The organism is Sporacetigenium sp. TC11 (assembly GCF_058146105.1).
Genome location: NZ_JBYVNY010000003.1, coordinates 157,443 through 175,384 on the forward strand (window position 1 = coordinate 157,443; position 17,942 = coordinate 175,384).

Here is a 17,942-nt window from a genome sequence, read left to right on the forward strand (position 1 = left end):
ATAGTGAGAACTAAAAAAAATAAAGCTAAAAAATATCTTAATTTTAAAGTGATAGCAACATCTACTGTTGCTATCACTTTAATTGGAATTATCGGAATATCAATAGGAAAAGTAGCAAGTTCAAATAGTACAAATTATAATTTTGTACTAAATTCTTTTTCCATTGTAGAAAGTGGATTTAGTGGTGTATCTAATTTTATTGGTGACCAATTTGGAGATTTTATAAACTTCAAAAAAAATGCAAACAAGGTAGAAGAAATAGAAAAAGAAAATGAAAAATTAAGAAAAGAAATAATTGATTTAAGAAGTGATTTAGAAAGTTCAGAGTCTTTAAGTGACCTTAAAAAAGCTCTTAATTTTATAGATGAAGACTATAGTGCAAAACAAATTAGCGCTTCAGTAGTAGGCAAGAATGATGGAAATTGGTATACAACATTTGTAATATCCGCTGGTTCTAATCAGGGGGTAAAAAAAGATAGTATAGTGGCTAGTGGAAAAGGTTTAGTGGGCATTGTATATGAAGTATCTAGTAATTACTCTAAGGCAGTATCTTTACTTGATAGTAGATCTTCAGTTAGTTTTCAACTTTTAAAAGACCCTAAATTCAAAGGAGTAATAACTCAAGATGTTGCAATAGATAAATTTAATAATTCAAAGGATAGTGGCGATTTAAAAGGATATATGTTTGATATAAGCTACAGTGTTGTACCAGGGGATGTGCTTACTACTTCAGGCCTTGGTATATATCCACAAGGAATACCAATAGGGGAAGTAAAGAAAGTTATTGATGATAAAGATAATGCACTTAAATATGTTATAGTAAAACCCTATGTAAATCTAAAAAATTTAAAAGATGTTTTAGTTATAGAACCAAGAACTATAAGCTAAAGAGGTAATAAAAATGAAAAAATTCATATTAGCTTTAATAGGAATACTTATTTTAATATTAGAAAACAGTGTTTTTAATTATATAGATATATTTGGAAATAGCATTAATATAATACTTATTTATATAAGTATAATTTCCCTATATTTAGATGAATTAGAAGCAGGTATATTGGGTGCTGTACTTGGACTACTAAAAGACTTAACTGTAGGTTCTATATTGGGAACTAATGGCCTAAGCTTATTTATAATTGCGTATGTGTTCAGCTACCTAAGAGATAAAATATACAAGGAAAGCTTAACTAGTATAGTAATATTGGTTGTACTGGCAAGTATGACAGATTCTTTAATTAATATTGTATTGCTAGGACAGGTATATGCAAATTACGGGGTTATGTATATAGTATCTAACGGGTTGTTATTAATACCAATATTAAATGCGCTATCAAGTTTAATTTTTTATCTTATTTTTAAAGATTTAATTTTAAAATTAAAAAAAGAATAGTTGGTGAGATTGTATGGAAAAAAGAAATAAAAAGGATAGATTTGACATAATCAAAATTGCACTTATATCCATATTTTCTATTATTTTAATTAAAATAGCTTATATGACCACTTTTAAACAAGGATACTACTCACAATTAGCAGAGCAAAAAACATATAAACAGTTGGCTATAAAAGCACCTAGGGGAGAAATAAGAGATAAGTACGGAAGATTATTAGCTGGAAATAGACCTTCTTTTACAGTTCAAGTTTCTAAAGATGGCATAATGAAGGGAAACCCAAATCAAATATCTTTAGACCTTATAAACTTGCTACAAAGAAATGGTGAAAATTATATAGATGAATTTCCTATAACAATAGATGATGGAAAGTTTTATTATACAGCTGATAAAAATATAAGTGAATTTAAAAATGACCCGGAGTATGGAATTCCTCATAATTTTAATGCAAAGGAAAGTTTTTATTATATAGTAGACAAGCTTATAAGTGAAGGTAGATTAAATGAATCAGATAGAGACTTAGAACCATTAGATTTACAACAAAAGGTAAATGAAGCTGGGAAATATCCTCCTATATTAGTAAGCAAATGGAAGTTCACAGATGAAAAAAATAAGGAAGATTGGCTAAAGAGTTATAAGATAGACAATCCCAATGTAAGTGCAAAACAAGCTTTTAAGGAAGTAAGAAAATACTATGAAATAAGTAATAACTTATCTGACAATAGTGCAAGAAAGATACTTATAGTACGAGATTTACTTAAATCACAAGGATACAAGCAATATAAGCCTGTAACATTAGCTATTGATTTAAGCGAAAAAACAATAGCTCAAATAAAAGAACTTGAAATAGAATTCTTAGGGGTAACTACACAAAGACAACCTATTAGATATTATCCTAATGAAAATTTCTTAGCTCATGCTTTAGGTCAAATGGGTAGAATATCTAGTGAAACGGAAATAGAAAAATATGTAAATGAAAAGAAATATGACCCAGATGAAATGATAGGTAAGGGCGGTATAGAGTCAGCTTTTGAAGATGTTTTACATGGAGTAGATGGCTACAAAAGAGTTCAAGTCGATGCGGTAGGTAAGATAACAAGAGAATTAGATTCTAAAAGTCCAAAATCAGGAGACACTGTTTATTTAAGTATAGATAAGGACTTACAAGAGGTAGCAGAAGAATCTCTAGAAAAAAATATAAAAGCAATACAAACTGGTGGTACATTTGAAAGTCAATATGGAAATAGAAGCTTTAATGGAGAAGCGTATTCTGTTACTAAATCTGGAGCTACAGTTGTTATAGATGTTAAGACTGGTGATATACTCGCAATGGCAAGTTATCCAGATTATGACCCTAACTTATTTTCGACGCCAATATCAACAGAAGATTATGATAAACTTAAACCAGAAAATCCAAATGATCCATTAGGTGCAAATCCACTATATAACTTAGCAACATCTGGAGCGGTACAGCCAGGATCTACATTTAAAATGGTAACTGCAATGGCAGCCCTTGACAATGGACTAGATGCTGAATATGCTCTTGCAGATGCTGGACACATAAAGTTAGGTAAGTCGAAAGTAGTTGCAGATGAAATATGGCATAAGAACAGAAGTAATCATGGATCAGTAAATTTATACAAAGCAATAGAACAATCATGTAACTATTATTTTTTCTCTATATCTACAGGATATAACTATACTCAAAATAAGCCACTTCCAGTTAAAATGAGTGCAGCCAAGGTTTTAGAATATGCTAAATTATTTGGTTTAGATGAAAAAACGGGTGTAGAAATAGGAGAAATAGCTGGAAAAGTTCCAAATCCTAAAGATAAACTAAAAAGTACTAAAATAAATCTTAAATATGCCTTAAATAAAAAAATGGCAGATGCATTTAAGGATATAACTAAAAAATCAGATCCAGATGAATATGAAAAGAGAATTGATGAAATAGTTAGTTGGACTGAGGAAAATCCTTCAAGGGGAGAAACAATAGAGAGAGTTACGAAGTTAAATGTAAAAGAAGATAGAATAGAAGAAATATCAGATATAGCTAAATTTAGTTACTTTAATCAAGCTAAATGGACAATAGCAGATACATTTAACTTAGCTATAGGTCAAGGTGAAAATGCGTATACACCTCTTCAAATGGCAAGATATACAGCAGGACTATCAAATGGAGGTAATTTAGTAGAACTATCTTTAATAGATAAGATAGTTTCATCAAACTATTCAAGTATAAAAGAAGATCCTAATAATAAAGAGCAAATACCTCTAAAGAATAGAGCTGGTTTAGAAGATATAGCTCAAGGTATGAGACAAGTTGCAACTATAGGTACAGGTAAAGGAACATTTGCATCTTTCCCTATAGAAGTGGCTGCAAAAACTGGTTCTGCTCAGAAAAGTGGTAAAATACCTACACCAAATGAAGTAGAGTATTTAAAGGCTCATATGGGCTCTTATGGAGTATCACAAGCAGAAGCTACTAAGCTAGCATATGATATGAAAAAAGCAGACAAAGTGACAGCTACTGATGATAAAACTAATTCAAGCTATTTAAGAAGAGCTATAAAGGAATTGAATCCTAATATATCTAATGAAGATATAGATAGATTTAAAGCTGATTATGTGGCTTTTAGCTGGTCTGTAGCATTTGCTCCATATAATGATCCAGAAATAGCTGTAGTAACCGTTATACCACAAGGTGCACATGGGGCATCGAGTTTACCGACAGCTAGAGAGATATTCGGACAATATTTTGGTTTAAACAAAAAAAATGGAGATAAAGATATAGAAAAGAACAGTGATGATGTGGAAAATAATGCTAAAAGTCAACAACAAACTATAAATTTTATGCCACAAATGTTAAAATAAAGAAGGAATTGAGTATTTTTTGAAGAATATAATTAAATGATATGATACTCTGGAGGTTGACGTGGCTTTGGGAGAATTAAATATGGAAGAATTAATAGAATTTAAAGGGACTAGAAGAGGACTTATAGTAAATGTAAAAAAAAGAGCATCTCTCGAAACAATAAAGCAAAGCATTATAGATAGGTTAGAATCTTCGATTGGATTTTTCAATGGAGCTAAGATATGTGCGATTAATTGTCCGCAAATAAGTGATATAGAGCTAATAGAACTTAAGGACCATATATCTACTAGATTCGATGTTGAATTCATAGAAGAAGAACCTAAAGAACCTGAAATAAGGTATTATAATACAAAGTATGTTAGTACATTAAGATCAGGTGACAATGTTCAGTTTGATGGAGACGTTGTTGTAATGACTGATATGAAACCAGGTTGTCAAATTATAGCCGCTGGAAATATAGTGGTTATGGGAGATATAAACCCTGGAGCTAAGGTTGTAGCTTATGGAAATGTAATTGTTATGGGTAAGGTAGAAGGATTTATTCATGCTGGCGCATTGGGAAATATACATTCATATATAGTTGCTAATAATTTAGATCCTAAGATACTAAAAATAGCTGATTGTATAGCAGAAGCACCAGATGAAGAGTATATTTCAAATAAATCTATAAACCCAGAAATAGCATTTATAAACAACGGTATTATAGTTATTGAAAATTACTCATCTAAGAATATAAAATAGTAGGAAATGACTGGGGGTAGTATAATGAGTGAAGTTATAGTTATAACATCAGGAAAAGGCGGAGTTGGTAAAACTACTACAACTGCAAATTTAGGAACTGCTTTAAGCTTAGAAGGCAAAAAAACTGTTGTAGTTGATGCAGATATAGGACTTAGAAATCTAGACGTTGTTATGGGGCTTGAAAATAGAATAGTATATGACATGGTAGATGTTGTAGAAGGAAATTGTAGACTAAAGCAAGCTCTTATAAAAGATAAGAGATTTGATAATTTATATTTGTTACCTGCAGCTCAAACTAGAGATAAAAATGCCATAACTCCTGATCAAATGAAAACATTATGTGATCAATTAAGAGAATCATTTGATTATGTATTAATGGATTGTCCAGCAGGTATAGAACAAGGATTTAAAAATGCTATAGCAGGTGCTGATAGAGCTATAGTAGTTACAAATCCAGAAATATCAGCTGTAAGAGATGCAGATAGAATAATAGGTTTATTAGAAGCACATGAAATAAAAGATATACGTTTAATTATAAACAGAATAAGAAATGAAATGGTTAAACGTGGAGATATGATGGATAAACAGGATATAATAGAAATATTAGCTATAGACTTAATTGGGTTAGTGCCAGACGATGAGAGTATAATTGTATCTACTAATAAAGGAGAACCTGCAATACTTGATAACAAATCAATGGCAGGACAAGCCTATAAAAACATAACTAAGAGAATATTAGGTGAAGAGGTTCCTTTATTAGATATGGAAATTGAAGATACATTTATGACTAAAATAAAAAAAATCTTTGGCATGGCTAAGTAGGGGGGATTTTATCCATGTTGGATCTATTTAAGTTTTTTTCAAATGAACCAAAAACTAGTAAGAATGTAGCAAAAGAAAGATTGAAATTAGTTTTAGTTCACGATAGGGTTGATTGTTCACCTAAACTTTTAGAACTAATAAAAAGTGATATATTAAATGTTATAGCAAATTATGCAGAAATAGAAGAAGACGGATTAGAAATAAAAATGTCTAAATCTAGAAGTGAAGAAACTGGAAGTGCAGTATCTGCATTAGTTGCTAATATACCTCTTAGAAACATAAAAGAAAGAGCTAGATAATTATAGTTGGGGAATTCTTATATAAGAATTTCCCAATTTTTTGTATTTTAGGAAATTATAATTTCTAACTGCTGAATTTGGATGAAGCGAATTTTTTTATTTTATTGTTTAAGTATATATAAACATGTATAATTTTATATAGACGTTAAAAATAGAAAGATGGTGATAATGTGGGCGAATTCAGTTCAAAGTTTAAGCTTATAAAACAATTAGACTGGAGACTAATACTTACTGTATTGGCAATATTTTTTATGGGTCTTCTTATATTAACTAGCGCTACCCATGCTAATAAAACAGGTAATTTTTCTCAGATATATAAACAAACACTGGCCTTTGGCATTGGAACCTTTTTAATAATAGCCATGCTCTTAATTGACTATAACATAATAGGCAAACACTCTAAGGCATTGTATTGGTTCAGTATAATTTTGTTATTACTTGTATGGGTTCCTGGTCTTGGTAAGGCAAACGCAGGAGCTAGATCATGGCTTAACTTAGGACCACTTGATTTTCAAACTTCAGAACTTGTTAAGTTAACATTTATAATGAGTTATGCAAAAATTGTTGAGTCGAAAAAAGATAAGTTAAATACTATAAAGGATTTAATTCCTCTTGCCATATATGCAGCTCCTATACTGTTTTTACTTCTTATACAGCCAGACTTAGGGACTACTATAGTTTTTTGCTGTATTATATTTGGTATGTTATATACAGCAGGGCTTAATACAAAACTTTTAAAAAGAGCAGCTATAGGATTTTTAGTATTACTTCCCATAATTTACCTTTTAATGGCACCACATCAAAAGGTTAGGATAGAAGCATTTCTACATCCAGATGACCCTAGTTATGAGGGAAATTACCAGGTTATACAATCTATGATAGCTATAGGTTCTGGAGGTATTACTGGTAAAGGACTTTATGGTGGAAGCCAAGGGCAATATGACTTTTTACCAGTACAAGACAGTGACTTTATATTTGCTGTTGTAGGAGAAGAATTAGGATTTATAGGTATGGCTATACTAATATTGTTGTATGTATATTTCTTATATAGAATGCTTTATATAGCAAGAGAGGCAAAGGATTTTTATGGAACTCTTATTGTTATAGGAGTTATGGGTATGTTTGCATATCAAATAATACAAAATATAGGTATGACAGTTGCCCTAATACCTGTTACAGGAGTTACTTTGCCATTTGTTAGTTACGGAGGAAGTTCCCTGCTCACATCACTGGCAAATTTAGGTCTTGCTTTAAATGTAGGAATGAGAAGAAAGAAAATAAACTTCTAGGTTTGAGGAGATGTTAATATGAATATAGCATTAATTGCTCATGATAATATGAAAAATACTATGATTGGATTTTGTATAGCTTATGAAAATATACTAAAAAAATATGGGCTATATGCTACTGGAACTACAGGAAAGAAAGTAATGGAGTCAACGGAGCTTAAAATAAATAGACTAGCTTCAGGACCTTTAGGTGGAGACCAACAAATAGGATCGATGATTGTAACTCAAGATATAGATTTAGTAATATTTTTAAAGGATCCATTGACTTCTCAAGCACATGAACCAGATATACAAGCATTAATAAGGCTTTGTGATGTTCATTATGTGCCTATAGCAACTAATTTAGCATCAGCTGAAATATTTATAAAGGCCCTTGATAGAGGAGAATTATCCTGGAGAGAAGTAAGAAAAACTAGTGATATTATAAAGTAATAAGTTAAAGCACCTGTCTTAAGATAGGTGCTTTTTTGAGCAACGAACTACTTCCCCAAGGTCGTTGGCGATATGAGCGTAGCGAATTTTTAGTTTGGAGAATAATAGCTTTACAGACATCATAGTATTATTAAGGACATATAAATTAAATTTTAGGGGGGCCACAAATGAAAGCTATGATAAGACTTAGAATGGGAGAACACGATGCTCATTACGGGGGAAAATTAGTTGACGGAGCAAGGATGCTACAATTATTTGGAGATATCGCTACCGAATTACTAATAAAAAATGATGGAGATGAAGGTTTATTTAAAGCATATGACAATATAGAATTTTTAGCGCCTGTATATGCAGGAGATTATATAGAAGCTGTTGGAGAACTAATAGGTTGGGGAAATACTTCAAGAAAAATGGTGTTCGAAGCTAGAAAAGTTATAGTACCAAGAAATGATATAAATGATTCTGCTGCTGATTTTCTTCATAAGCCAATAGTAGTATGTAGAGCAAGTGGTACTTGTGTAGTGCCTAAAGATAAGCAAAGGGGGAATTTGTAATGGATAAGTTAATAATAACTGCTGCTATATGTGGTGCTGAAGTTACAAAAGAGCAAAATCCATCTGTTCCATATACTATTGAAGAAATACAAAGAGAAGCTAAAAGTGCATACGATTCAGGTGCTAGTATTATACATTTGCACGTTAGAGAAGACGATGGTACTCCAACCCAAGATATAAATAGGTTTAGAAAATGTATAGAAGCAATAAAAGAAGCTTGCCCTGATGTAATAGTACAACCATCAACAGGCGGTGCTGTTGGAATGAGCAATGATGAGAGAATTCAACCTGTAAATCTTAATCCTGAAATGGCAACTCTAGATTGTGGTACTTGTAATTTTGGTGGTGACGATATATTTGTAAACACTGAAAATACTATAAAAGAATTTGCAAAAAAAATGATAGATTTAGGTGTTAAGCCAGAAATTGAAGTTTTTGATAAAGGTATGGTAGATATGGCTTTAAGATTACATAGAAAAGGACTTATAAAAGATCCTATGCACTTTAATTTTGTAATGGGTGTAAATGGAGGAATAGGTGCAAGTCCTCGTGATTTAATGTTTTTAAAAGAAAGTATACCAAGTTGGAATACATTTACGGTATCAGGAATAGGGAAATCTCAATTTCAAATGGCTGCACTTTCAATATTATTAGGAGGTCATGTTAGGGTTGGATTTGAAGACAATGTATATATATCAAAGGGTGTTTTGGCAAAGTCAAATGGTGAGTTAGTAGACAAGGTTGTAAGAATTGCAAAGGAACTTGGAAGGGAAATAGCTACACCTCAAGAGGCAAGGGAGATCCTTGGACTGGAGGTTAATTAATGATAGAAGAAAACTCAGTATTTGCAGCAATTGATGTAGCTGGAGCACAGGCTCAAACTCAAAAATTAGTTAGAAAAGGGGATAGTGTATTAGTATTAGGAGCTGCTGGCAAGTCTGGAATACTATGTTGTTATGAAGCAAAAAATAAGGTAGGAAAAAGTGGTAAAGTTATAGGTTTGGTTAAAAGTGAAGAAGATAGAGATTCTTTATTAGAAACAGAATTTTGCGATAATGTAGTAGTTGCAGATGAACAAGACCCAGAAGAAGTGTTAAATAAGGTACTAGAAGCTAACGAAAATGATGAAGTTGATATATGTATAAACTGTGCAAATATTGATAACACAGAAATGAGCAGTATAATGACGGTTAGAGATGAAGGAACTGTATGCTTCTTCTCAATTGACACAAGTTTTGCTAAGGCAGTTTTGGGTGCGAAAGAGCTTGGCAAAGACCTTAATATGATAATAGGAAATGAATATACAAAAAAACATACTAATGTAACTATAAATGCACTAAGAGAAAGTGAAATTCTTAGAAATATATTTAAAAAATTATATGTATAACCATAGGGGCTAAATTTAGCTCCTTTAATTTTGGTAACTATTTGAAAGTTATACTAATGTTCTGTACAATTGAGTAAAGATGAAAAATGTAAATTTACATAAGAATAGGGGGATTCACTTGAGCTTAACAATGATTTTATTTGCGACATTTATAATATCAATTTTAGGATTGCTAGTAGGTATTTTAACAAAAAGTAAACTAGTTTTAATTATATCATCAATTGCTGTTATATCTTTAATAGCATTTACTTTATTTTTAATGTTTGTTTTAATACCTTCTATGTAGTTGGGTAGTTATATAATAAAATCGCTACGTTCTTAATTAATGTTGAAATTTAAATATATAAATGAATCTAATTGAGTTTTAGCTTATGATACATTTATAGTGTATAGTTGTATAATACTATGAACTGTAACAGGTTATGTTCATTAAATATCAAGAACTAAAGAGGGATAAGTATGTACTATAATAAAATAATTAAGATAGCAAATATATTAATTGCTAATGTAATAGTTATAATAGCAGTACTTTCTGGTATCGGGATAATTAAAGATTTTGCTCTATTAGGATTCTGCCTAATTGGTTTGAGTCTTCAAATGCTTTTAAATGCCTATAATTCATATAAAATGAATGAAAATAAGGTGGAGATATTTATATTAAGTATAACTGGAACAGTTATTCTATTTAGCACTATTACAAGCATTATTAGATAATTTTGTATGTTACACAATCTTTATGAACTGTATAAAAATCTAAAAATAGAAATATAAAATAAGGGGGTGTCCATATGGATATACAAGATACATTAGGTCTATTTACTATATTGTATGGTGGGTTAATTGTAGCTATTTTAGTTGCTGGATTATATGCCCTTACTTTATTAATAAAAGCATTAAAAATATATATTAAAAATAATTCATAGTTTTTATATATGATGCATCAAAAGACTATTTTTTACTATGAAAGTTGGTGATAATGTGGCTTGCGTTGCTGAATTTGGCATAATAGATAAATTTGATAAAGATAAAGATTATTCTTGTTATGAACCTGAGAAATATAATTACATTTCCATAGATGATGATATTTTGAATAGCTGGTGAAATGATTTAACTTTAATTAGAACTTATTTTCATTGTTACAGTAGACCATATTTTGCACTTTCAAGGTGGGGTGTTACACTTATTCCACCAGAATCATTGGAGGATTTTTATGAGATTGTTTCAAAAGATAAAAAATCAAAGTCATCAGCGGAATTGATTGATTTAATGATGTTGTTAAGAAAGGCAATCACTGAAAATAAGTATGTTATACATTATGGTGTATAATAATAATATTTTAACTAATTGCACAATTTTTATATACTACGCATCAAAAGTAGAAGAAGCATTTCTTCTCTTTTCACTATATACTTAATTTCAATATTTTATTAAAACATAGTTAGTAAAACAAGTTGTTTTTAAGAGGTTAGGAGATATATTTATGAATGATATTATAATAGATAAAGATTACAAGCTTAAAATAATAACTGATGAGTATATGAAATTAGTTCAAGGTCTATGTGAAAAATGTATAGACTACTATGGTTCATACTATGGAACATATACAATCATAGATGTAGCAAAAGAAATATTTGAAGATATTCCACCAAATAAAGATTATATAGATAAGTTTGTTTTTGGTATATTTAATAATAATAGAGATTTAGTTGGAATTATTGATATTGTAAGAGATTTTCCTATAAATGAAGAATGGATAATTGGACTGATGCTTATTGAACCAAATGAGAGAGAAAGAAAGTTAGGTAAAACAATACATAAGTCGTTGATTAAATGGGCTAGTAGCTTAGGGGCAAGATCTTTTAGAATAGGTGTAATAAAAGACAATTATGTAGCTATGAAATTTTGGACTGGATTAGGATATAAAAGAATTAAAGAAGTAACTATGGATTTATCAGGTAAGAAAAATATAGTATATGTTATGAGACTTGAGTTTAATTTATATTAAATAGAATGAGGTTAAAGTATGAGTTATAAACGAAATAGATTGTTGTATGGTTTTATGATAATAATTGTAATTATTTTAGGATTGTACTCAAGAAAGATAGAGAATATTATACCAGAAGTTTTGAATATATATTTAGGTGACACTCTCTGGGCATTGATGATTTTTATTACTTGTGGCTTTATTTTTAAATCTTTAGAAACAAAGAAGGTCGGATTAATAGGGATAGCATTTTGCTATCTTATTGAATTAAGCCAATTATATCGCTCAAATTGGATAGATACTATTAGGCAAACAACACTAGGAGGACTAGTATTAGGATATGGATTTTTATGGAGTGATTTACTATCATATACTATAGGAATTGGAATAGGGGTAATTATAGAACTTTTATATAAGAAAAATTGTAAAAAGTACAAAAATATTTGATTATAAATATATTTTGTACAAAGATTTTGATTTTAAAAAGTGGTAATATTAAATAGAGTTATTATTTAAAAGGGGTGAATTTAGATGAAGAATAAAAGATTAGTTGCTAATATGCTATTACTACTTACAGCAGCTATATGGGGGTTTGCATTCGTTGCACAAAGAGTAGGCTCTCAACATGTAGGAGCCTTTACTTTCAATGGAGTAAGATTTGCCCTTGGGGCAATTTCTCTTATACCATTAATTATTTTCTTTGACAAGAAAAAGAAAAATGACAGTAGTGATGATGACAATACCGAGGTACCACCTAAGAAAACAATTATTTATGGAGTATTGGTTGGTGGTGCTCTTTATATAGCAGCAACGCTGCAACAAGTTGGCCTTATCTATACTACTGCAGGAAACGCAAGTTTTATTACAAGTTTATATATGGTTTTTGTACCACTTATTGGAATACTCTTAAAACATAAAATTGGGAAGAATTCATGGATTGGAGTAGGATTTGCAGTTATTGGACTCTATCTTTTAAGTATAAATGAAAATTTCAGTATAAGTTATGGGGATTTTCTTGAAGTTATAGGAGCTGTATTCTGGGCTATACACATTTTAACAATAGATAATTTTTCAAAAAAGATAGATCCTTTGAAATTATCTTGTATTCAATTTGCAACATGTTCAATATTAAGTTTGGTAACAGCACTGATATTTGAAACTATTACAATGAGTGGTCTTTCAAAGGCTTTAATTCCAATACTGTATGGTGGTTTTTTATCAGTTGGGGTAGCATATACATTACAAGTAGTAGCCCAAAAGGATGCTAAACCATCTCATGCAGCTATAATTCTAAGTATGGAATCGGTATTTGGAGCTATAGGTGGTGCACTTTTACTTGGGGAGGTTATGAGTTCTAGGGGGTATATAGGTTGCGTTCTTATACTTGTAGGAATAATAGTATCGCAAATTAAATTTTCCCCAGAAGAATCTTCTCTAGAACAATCATAAAATAATTTTATGTAAGCGGGGGTAGAATAAATGGATGTCTATGAAATTAATGAGAAAGATAAAGAATTAATTTTCGAAGCTAAAAAAATTATTGAGAATTTATATGAAACTGATAAACATCATATAGGATGTGCTATAAGAACGAAAACAGGGAAAATAATTACAGCAGTACATGTGGAAGCATACATTGGAAGAATTACTGTATGCGCTGAAGCTATTGCACTTGGAAAAGCAATATCTCAAGGAGCGAAGGAATTTGATACTATTGTAGCTGTTAGACATCCTTATGAAGACGAGATTGATAGAGAAATTAGAGTAGTAACGCCTTGTGGTATGTGCAGAGAGCTAATAAGTGATTACTGCCCGGACATTAATGTTATAATACCTTATAAAAACAACACTGTTAAGTGTAAAATTTCAGAACTAATTCCATTAAAATATAGTAGAGAATAATAAAAAAGGGCTAACAATTGTTAGCCCTTTTAATATTCAACTGCTAAACTTGAGCAACGGACCTGCTTTTCAAGGTCGTCGGCGATATGAGCGTAGCGAATTTTATATCAATTTACCAAATTCTTTACCAAAGTCATAGCACTTTTGAAGTGTTTCTTCCGATGGAGAAAATTTCTTGCTTACAGATTCAAATGGAACCTTAAAGCCCATCATCTTAACTAAAGATTGTGCCATGGTTACACCTTCTCCACTCCAGCCAAATGAGCCAAATACTCCTGCTATTTTCCCTTGGTTGGCCATTGGATCTATTATAGATAATGCATCCCACATTGGCTTAACCATTGATCTATTTATTGTAGGAGATCCTAGTATCAGACCCTTTGACATGTTTATTACATCGTGGATTGTTTCTAAATCAGCATTTTCTATATCCACATATTCAACTTTAACACCTTCAGATTCTAATCCTTCTTTTATTTTCTCAGCCATATATACAGTGTTTTTGTATGCTGATAAATATAATAATGCTACTTGCTTTTGATTTGATTTTTCTACAACATCAGTAGACCATTCTACATATTTTACTACATTAGCCATTGGGTCCTTAGATAATATTGGGCCATGTGAAGTCAATATAGTATCAAATTTAAATTCATTTTTTTGAACTTTATTTACAGCATTTAATACGTGTTGAGCAAATGGCTTAACTATACAATTATAGTAGTGTTCTCTAGATCTTTTATAGTCATCAGTAGTAACTATTTCAGAATCAACACTAGCAAAGTGAGAACCAAATGCATCACAAGTAAATAACACACCATCATTTTCACTATAAGTAAACATAGTATCCGACCAGTGTAAGAATGGAGCAGTCATAAATGTTAAATCCCTACTACCTATGTTTAATTTTTCACCATCTTTTATAACATGGCATCTAAATGGTCTGTTTATTTGTTCGCTTAAGAATATTTTTGCAGCTTGAGTACAATAAACTTCTATATCAGGGTTTATTTCTAATAAATACTTAAGGCTACCAGCGTGATCTGGTTCAGTATGTTGTATTACAACATAATCTAATTCTTTTATATCCACTAATTTAGATAGTTTTTGTAAAAACTCTTCTTTGAAGTTAGCTTTGGCAGTGTCTATTAAAACCTTTTTTTCATCGTTTATAAAGTAAGAGTTATAAGTTGTACCAAATTCTGTTTCCATTATTATATCAAATACCTTTAAATCTTGATCTATTACACCTGTCCAGTGTATACCATTTTTAATTTCAAATGATTCTTTCATTAAGTTTACCTCCTGCTAGAAATTATGTTACTTTTATACCCATATGTATGATATTTAAAACTCTATATTAAGATTTTAACATATATTGCCATTATTTTGCCTAAAAATATATGTTAATTCATATAATTTAATGAGTAAAAATATATAAGGGGTGTTTAATATGAATAGATATAGTAATAATAGAAATATTGGAAAATATAAATATGGACATAATAAAAATGTTATGAATAAAATTTTGATACAAGTTGGAATATCGTGTATAATATTGGTTATATGTTTGGCGATAAAAGGAAATATTTTCAATTTGAATACATTTGAAGAAAATATAAAATACATAGTAAACGACAATATAGATGTTGATACTGGTATGAAAAAATACTCAAATTTACTACAAGATAAAATTACGGAGGTTTTTAAATCAAATGAAACAAAAGGTGAACTTAAGTAGGATACTTAAAAGAGTAGAAAAGCCGGCAAGATATTTAGGCAATGAAGTAAACTCAGTACATAAAGATACATCTAATGAAGATTTAATAAGATATGCACTTTGTTTCCCCGATATTTATGAAGTTGGTATGAGCCACTTGGGAACACAGATATTATACCATGTTGCAAATAAAAGAGAAGATATATTCTGTGAAAGAGTATATGCACCGTCAGTTGATATGGAAGATTTAATGAGAAAAAACAACATACCTTTATTTGCATTAGAATCAAGAGAGGCTATAACAAACTTTGATTTAATTGGGTTTACTCTACAGTATGAGTTATCTTATACAAACATACTTAATATGTTGGATTTGGCAAATATACCCACATATGCAAAGGATAGAAGTTTAGACCATCCATTTGTAATAGTTGGTGGACCTTGTGCATACAACGTTGAGCCTTTAGCTGATTTTGTAGACATAGTAGTTTTAGGTGAAGGGGAAGAAGTAAACTTAGAAATTATAGATGAACTAAAGAAGCACAAAGAAAATAAAACATCTAGAGAAGAGTTTTTATATAATTTAGCTAAAAATATACAAGGTGTATATATACCTTCATTATATAGTGTAGATTATAAGGTCGATGGAACTATAGAGAGCGTAAATCCTATAAAAGAAGATATTCCAGCAAAGGTATCTAAGAGAATAATAAAAGATGTAGAGACTCTAGATTATCCAGATAAATTAATAGTTCCTTTTATAGAGACTGTACACGATAGAATAGTTTTAGAATTGTTTAGAGGATGTACAAGGGGTTGTAGATTTTGCCAAGCGGGTATGATATATAGACCTATAAGGGAAAAAAGTGTACCAAGATTAAAGGAGCTAGTAGAAAAACTAATCAAAAATACAGGATATGATGAAATATCATTATCTTCATTAAGTACTAGTGACTATAGTAAATTAGGAGAGCTTACAGACTACTTAGTAGATGAATATACAGATAAAAATATAGGTATATCTCTACCTTCATTAAGACTTGATAACTTCTCACTTGAAATAGCTGAAAAGGTACAACAAGTTAGAAAAGCAGGACTTACATTTGCACCTGAAGCTGGAACTCAAAGACTTAGAGACGTTATAAACAAAGGTGTAACAGAAGAAGATTTAGAAAATGCAACTAGAAAAGCATTTGAAATGGGATGGAATAGTGTAAAGCTTTACTTTATGATAGGACTTCCAACAGAAAGATATGAAGATTTAGATGGTATATCTGATTTAGCTTATAAAGTTATAGATACATATAGAGATGCTAATGGTGGAAGATTTAATAGAAACTTTGGTGTAACAATAAGTACATCTACTTTTGTTCCAAAGCCATTTACTCCATTCCAGTGGCATGGACAAGATACTACAGAAGAGGTTATAGAAAAGCAAAGATATCTTGTTAAAAATCTTAGAAATAGAAATATAAAATACAACTATCACGATTCTCTTACTAGTCTAATGGAAGCAGTTGTAGCTAGGGGAGATAGAAGAATAGGAAAAGTAATATACGATGCTTGGAAAAATGGAGCTAAATTTGACGGATGGGCAGAACATTTCAAATTTGATATATGGAAAGAATCTATGGAAAGTAATAACTTAGAAATAAGTTTTTATGCAAATAGAGAAAGAGAGTATGAGGAAGTATTCCCTTGGGATCATATAGAAGTTGGAGTTAGTAAGAAGTTTTTAATGAGAGAAAATGACAAATCAAAAAGAGATGAAGTAACTGAAGATTGTAGAGCAAGATGTAATGCATGTGGTATAAATGTAGATGAAATAGGGAGGGGGATGTGCTAATGAGTATATTAAGATGTAAATTTACAAAACAAGATGACATGATATATACATCTCACTTAGATTTACAAAGACTTCTTCAAAGAGCTTTTAGAAGAGCAGATATAAGTATCTCACATTCACAAGGATTCAACCCTCATCCTAAAATATCTTATGGAAATGCATTGGCGCTTGGAACAGAAAGTCAAGGAGAGTACTTAGATTTAGAACTTGAAGAAAAAATAGATGAAAATGAGTTTTTAGAAAGAATAAACAATACTTTACCTAAAGGAATAAACTTTATAAAAGCTGAGTATATATCTAAGGACATTACATCACTTTCATCTTCTATAGAATATGGCGAATATATATTTAAAATAGAGTTAGAGAGACCTTTATCTAAGGAATATATAAAATCTAAAATAGCAGATATTAGAAGTTCTGATGAAATAATAGTATCTAAGAAAAACAAAAAAGGGAAGATTGTAGATGTTGATATAAGACCTATGATAAGATACTTAGATTTAGTAGACTTATCTGAAAGTGAACTTATTTTAACAGCAACTATAGCAACAGGATCTAAAGCTAATTTAAATACAAATATATTTATACCTATGATATTAGAAACTCTTAATATAGATATAGAACCTATTGATGTAGATATAATTAGAAGAGATTTGTATATGATGACAGATGGAGACTTAGTTTGTCCATTGTAAATATTTAA

General features: G+C 30.3%; 23 protein-coding genes. 22 read left to right on the plus strand and 1 reads right to left on the minus strand.

The genetic code is table 11. The features are described from left to right. Positions 1 to 3: 3 nt before the first annotated feature. The 19 genes from mreC to ACUSRV_RS06770 all read left to right on the plus strand — a co-directional run bounded on the left by mreC (position 4) and on the right by ACUSRV_RS06770 (position 13,673). On the plus strand, positions 4 to 888 hold the full coding sequence (gene mreC, locus ACUSRV_RS06680) for a rod shape-determining protein MreC (protein ID WP_490141153.1): 885 nt from the start codon (positions 4 to 6) through the stop codon (positions 886 to 888). A gap of 13 nt (positions 889 to 901) precedes the next feature. Next, positions 902 to 1,390, plus strand: a complete 489-nt coding sequence (mreD, locus tag ACUSRV_RS06685) for a rod shape-determining protein MreD (protein WP_490141154.1) — start codon at positions 902 to 904, stop codon at positions 1,388 to 1,390. A gap of 13 nt (positions 1,391 to 1,403) precedes the next feature. Next, positions 1,404 to 4,262 (plus strand): penicillin-binding transpeptidase domain-containing protein, encoded by a 2,859-nt coding sequence (locus ACUSRV_RS06690; RefSeq protein ID WP_490141155.1) that lies wholly within the window; start codon positions 1,404 to 1,406, stop codon positions 4,260 to 4,262. An 82-nt stretch (positions 4,263 to 4,344) separates the two neighbouring features. Beyond that, positions 4,345 to 5,004: a septum site-determining protein MinC gene (locus tag ACUSRV_RS06695; RefSeq protein WP_490141156.1), complete on the plus strand. Its 660-nt coding sequence runs from the start codon at positions 4,345 to 4,347 to the stop codon at positions 5,002 to 5,004. A gap of 24 nt (positions 5,005 to 5,028) precedes the next feature. Continuing rightward, positions 5,029 to 5,826: a septum site-determining protein MinD gene (minD, locus tag ACUSRV_RS06700; RefSeq protein ID WP_490141157.1), complete on the plus strand. Its 798-nt coding sequence runs from the start codon at positions 5,029 to 5,031 to the stop codon at positions 5,824 to 5,826. 14 nt (positions 5,827 to 5,840) lie between these two features. Next, a complete protein-coding gene (minE, locus tag ACUSRV_RS06705) occupies positions 5,841 to 6,125 on the plus strand; it encodes a cell division topological specificity factor MinE (protein ID WP_490141158.1) in 285 nt (94 codons plus the stop codon). Positions 6,126 to 6,295: 170 nt separating this feature from the next. After that, the gene (gene rodA / locus ACUSRV_RS06710; protein ID WP_490141159.1) at positions 6,296 to 7,414 is read left to right on the plus strand and encodes a rod shape-determining protein RodA; all 1,119 of its coding nucleotides are present in this window, start codon (positions 6,296 to 6,298) and stop codon (positions 7,412 to 7,414) included. Between the two features lie 18 nt (positions 7,415 to 7,432). Continuing rightward, entirely contained in the window at positions 7,433 to 7,846 is a 414-nt protein-coding gene (locus ACUSRV_RS06715) for a methylglyoxal synthase (protein WP_490141160.1), read from the plus strand. Positions 7,847 to 8,013: 167 nt separating this feature from the next. Further along, positions 8,014 to 8,400 carry a 3-aminobutyryl-CoA ammonia lyase gene (gene kal, locus ACUSRV_RS06720; protein ID WP_490141161.1) on the plus strand — a complete coding sequence of 129 codons (387 nt, stop codon included), beginning with the start codon at positions 8,014 to 8,016 and terminating at the stop codon, positions 8,398 to 8,400. Then, the gene (gene kce, locus ACUSRV_RS06725; RefSeq protein WP_490141162.1) at positions 8,400 to 9,224 is read left to right on the plus strand and encodes a 3-keto-5-aminohexanoate cleavage enzyme; all 825 of its coding nucleotides are present in this window, start codon (positions 8,400 to 8,402) and stop codon (positions 9,222 to 9,224) included. Before kal ends, kce begins: the two co-directional genes overlap by 1 nt. Next, on the plus strand, positions 9,224 to 9,787 hold the full coding sequence (locus tag ACUSRV_RS06730; protein ID WP_490141163.1) for an MDR/zinc-dependent alcohol dehydrogenase-like family protein: 564 nt from the start codon (positions 9,224 to 9,226) through the stop codon (positions 9,785 to 9,787). The genes kce and ACUSRV_RS06730 overlap by 1 nt, the downstream gene beginning before the upstream one ends. 118 nt (positions 9,788 to 9,905) lie before the next feature. After that, on the plus strand, positions 9,906 to 10,073 hold the full coding sequence (locus tag ACUSRV_RS06735) for a hypothetical protein (RefSeq protein ID WP_490141164.1): 168 nt from the start codon (positions 9,906 to 9,908) through the stop codon (positions 10,071 to 10,073). 173 nt (positions 10,074 to 10,246) lie between these two features. Next, on the plus strand, positions 10,247 to 10,501 hold the full coding sequence (locus ACUSRV_RS06740; RefSeq protein WP_490141165.1) for a hypothetical protein: 255 nt from the start codon (positions 10,247 to 10,249) through the stop codon (positions 10,499 to 10,501). A 74-nt stretch (positions 10,502 to 10,575) separates the two neighbouring features. Next, positions 10,576 to 10,710, plus strand: a complete 135-nt coding sequence (locus ACUSRV_RS06745; RefSeq protein ID WP_490141166.1) for a hypothetical protein — start codon at positions 10,576 to 10,578, stop codon at positions 10,708 to 10,710. Positions 10,711 to 10,747: 37 nt separating this feature from the next. Then, positions 10,748 to 10,888, plus strand: a complete 141-nt coding sequence (locus ACUSRV_RS06750) for a hypothetical protein (RefSeq protein WP_490141167.1) — start codon at positions 10,748 to 10,750, stop codon at positions 10,886 to 10,888. A 379-nt stretch (positions 10,889 to 11,267) separates the two neighbouring features. After that, positions 11,268 to 11,792, plus strand: coding sequence for a GNAT family N-acetyltransferase (locus tag ACUSRV_RS06755; protein WP_490141168.1), 525 nt, complete (start codon positions 11,268 to 11,270; stop codon positions 11,790 to 11,792). Positions 11,793 to 11,810: 18 nt separating this feature from the next. Next, positions 11,811 to 12,218 carry a ribosomal maturation YjgA family protein gene (locus ACUSRV_RS06760; RefSeq protein WP_490141169.1) on the plus strand — a complete coding sequence of 136 codons (408 nt, stop codon included), beginning with the start codon at positions 11,811 to 11,813 and terminating at the stop codon, positions 12,216 to 12,218. A gap of 84 nt (positions 12,219 to 12,302) precedes the next feature. Beyond that, complete coding sequence (locus ACUSRV_RS06765) at positions 12,303 to 13,220, plus strand: DMT family transporter (RefSeq protein ID WP_490141170.1); 918 nt, start codon at positions 12,303 to 12,305, stop codon at positions 13,218 to 13,220. A gap of 30 nt (positions 13,221 to 13,250) precedes the next feature. Continuing rightward, positions 13,251 to 13,673 (plus strand): cytidine deaminase, encoded by a 423-nt coding sequence (locus ACUSRV_RS06770; RefSeq protein ID WP_490141171.1) that lies wholly within the window; start codon positions 13,251 to 13,253, stop codon positions 13,671 to 13,673. A 102-nt stretch (positions 13,674 to 13,775) separates the two neighbouring features. Here ACUSRV_RS06770 and ACUSRV_RS06775 read toward each other — a convergent pair whose 3' ends face one another. Beyond that, complete coding sequence (locus tag ACUSRV_RS06775) at positions 13,776 to 14,966, minus strand: FprA family A-type flavoprotein (RefSeq protein ID WP_490141172.1); 1,191 nt, start codon at positions 14,964 to 14,966, stop codon at positions 13,776 to 13,778. Positions 14,967 to 15,126: 160 nt separating this feature from the next. Here ACUSRV_RS06775 and ACUSRV_RS06780 point away from each other — a divergent pair, with 160 nt between their 5' ends. From ACUSRV_RS06780 to ACUSRV_RS06790, 3 genes are read left to right on the plus strand one after another with little or no spacing between them, the layout of a single operon-like run. Then, a complete protein-coding gene (locus ACUSRV_RS06780) occupies positions 15,127 to 15,414 on the plus strand; it encodes a hypothetical protein (protein WP_490141173.1) in 288 nt (95 codons plus the stop codon). Then, positions 15,389 to 17,239 (plus strand): TIGR03960 family B12-binding radical SAM protein, encoded by a 1,851-nt coding sequence (locus tag ACUSRV_RS06785; protein WP_490141174.1) that lies wholly within the window; start codon positions 15,389 to 15,391, stop codon positions 17,237 to 17,239. The genes ACUSRV_RS06780 and ACUSRV_RS06785 overlap by 26 nt, the downstream gene beginning before the upstream one ends. Next, positions 17,239 to 17,934: a TIGR03936 family radical SAM-associated protein gene (locus tag ACUSRV_RS06790; protein ID WP_490141175.1), complete on the plus strand. Its 696-nt coding sequence runs from the start codon at positions 17,239 to 17,241 to the stop codon at positions 17,932 to 17,934. Before ACUSRV_RS06785 ends, ACUSRV_RS06790 begins: the two co-directional genes overlap by 1 nt. Positions 17,935 to 17,942: the final 8 nt, after the last annotated feature.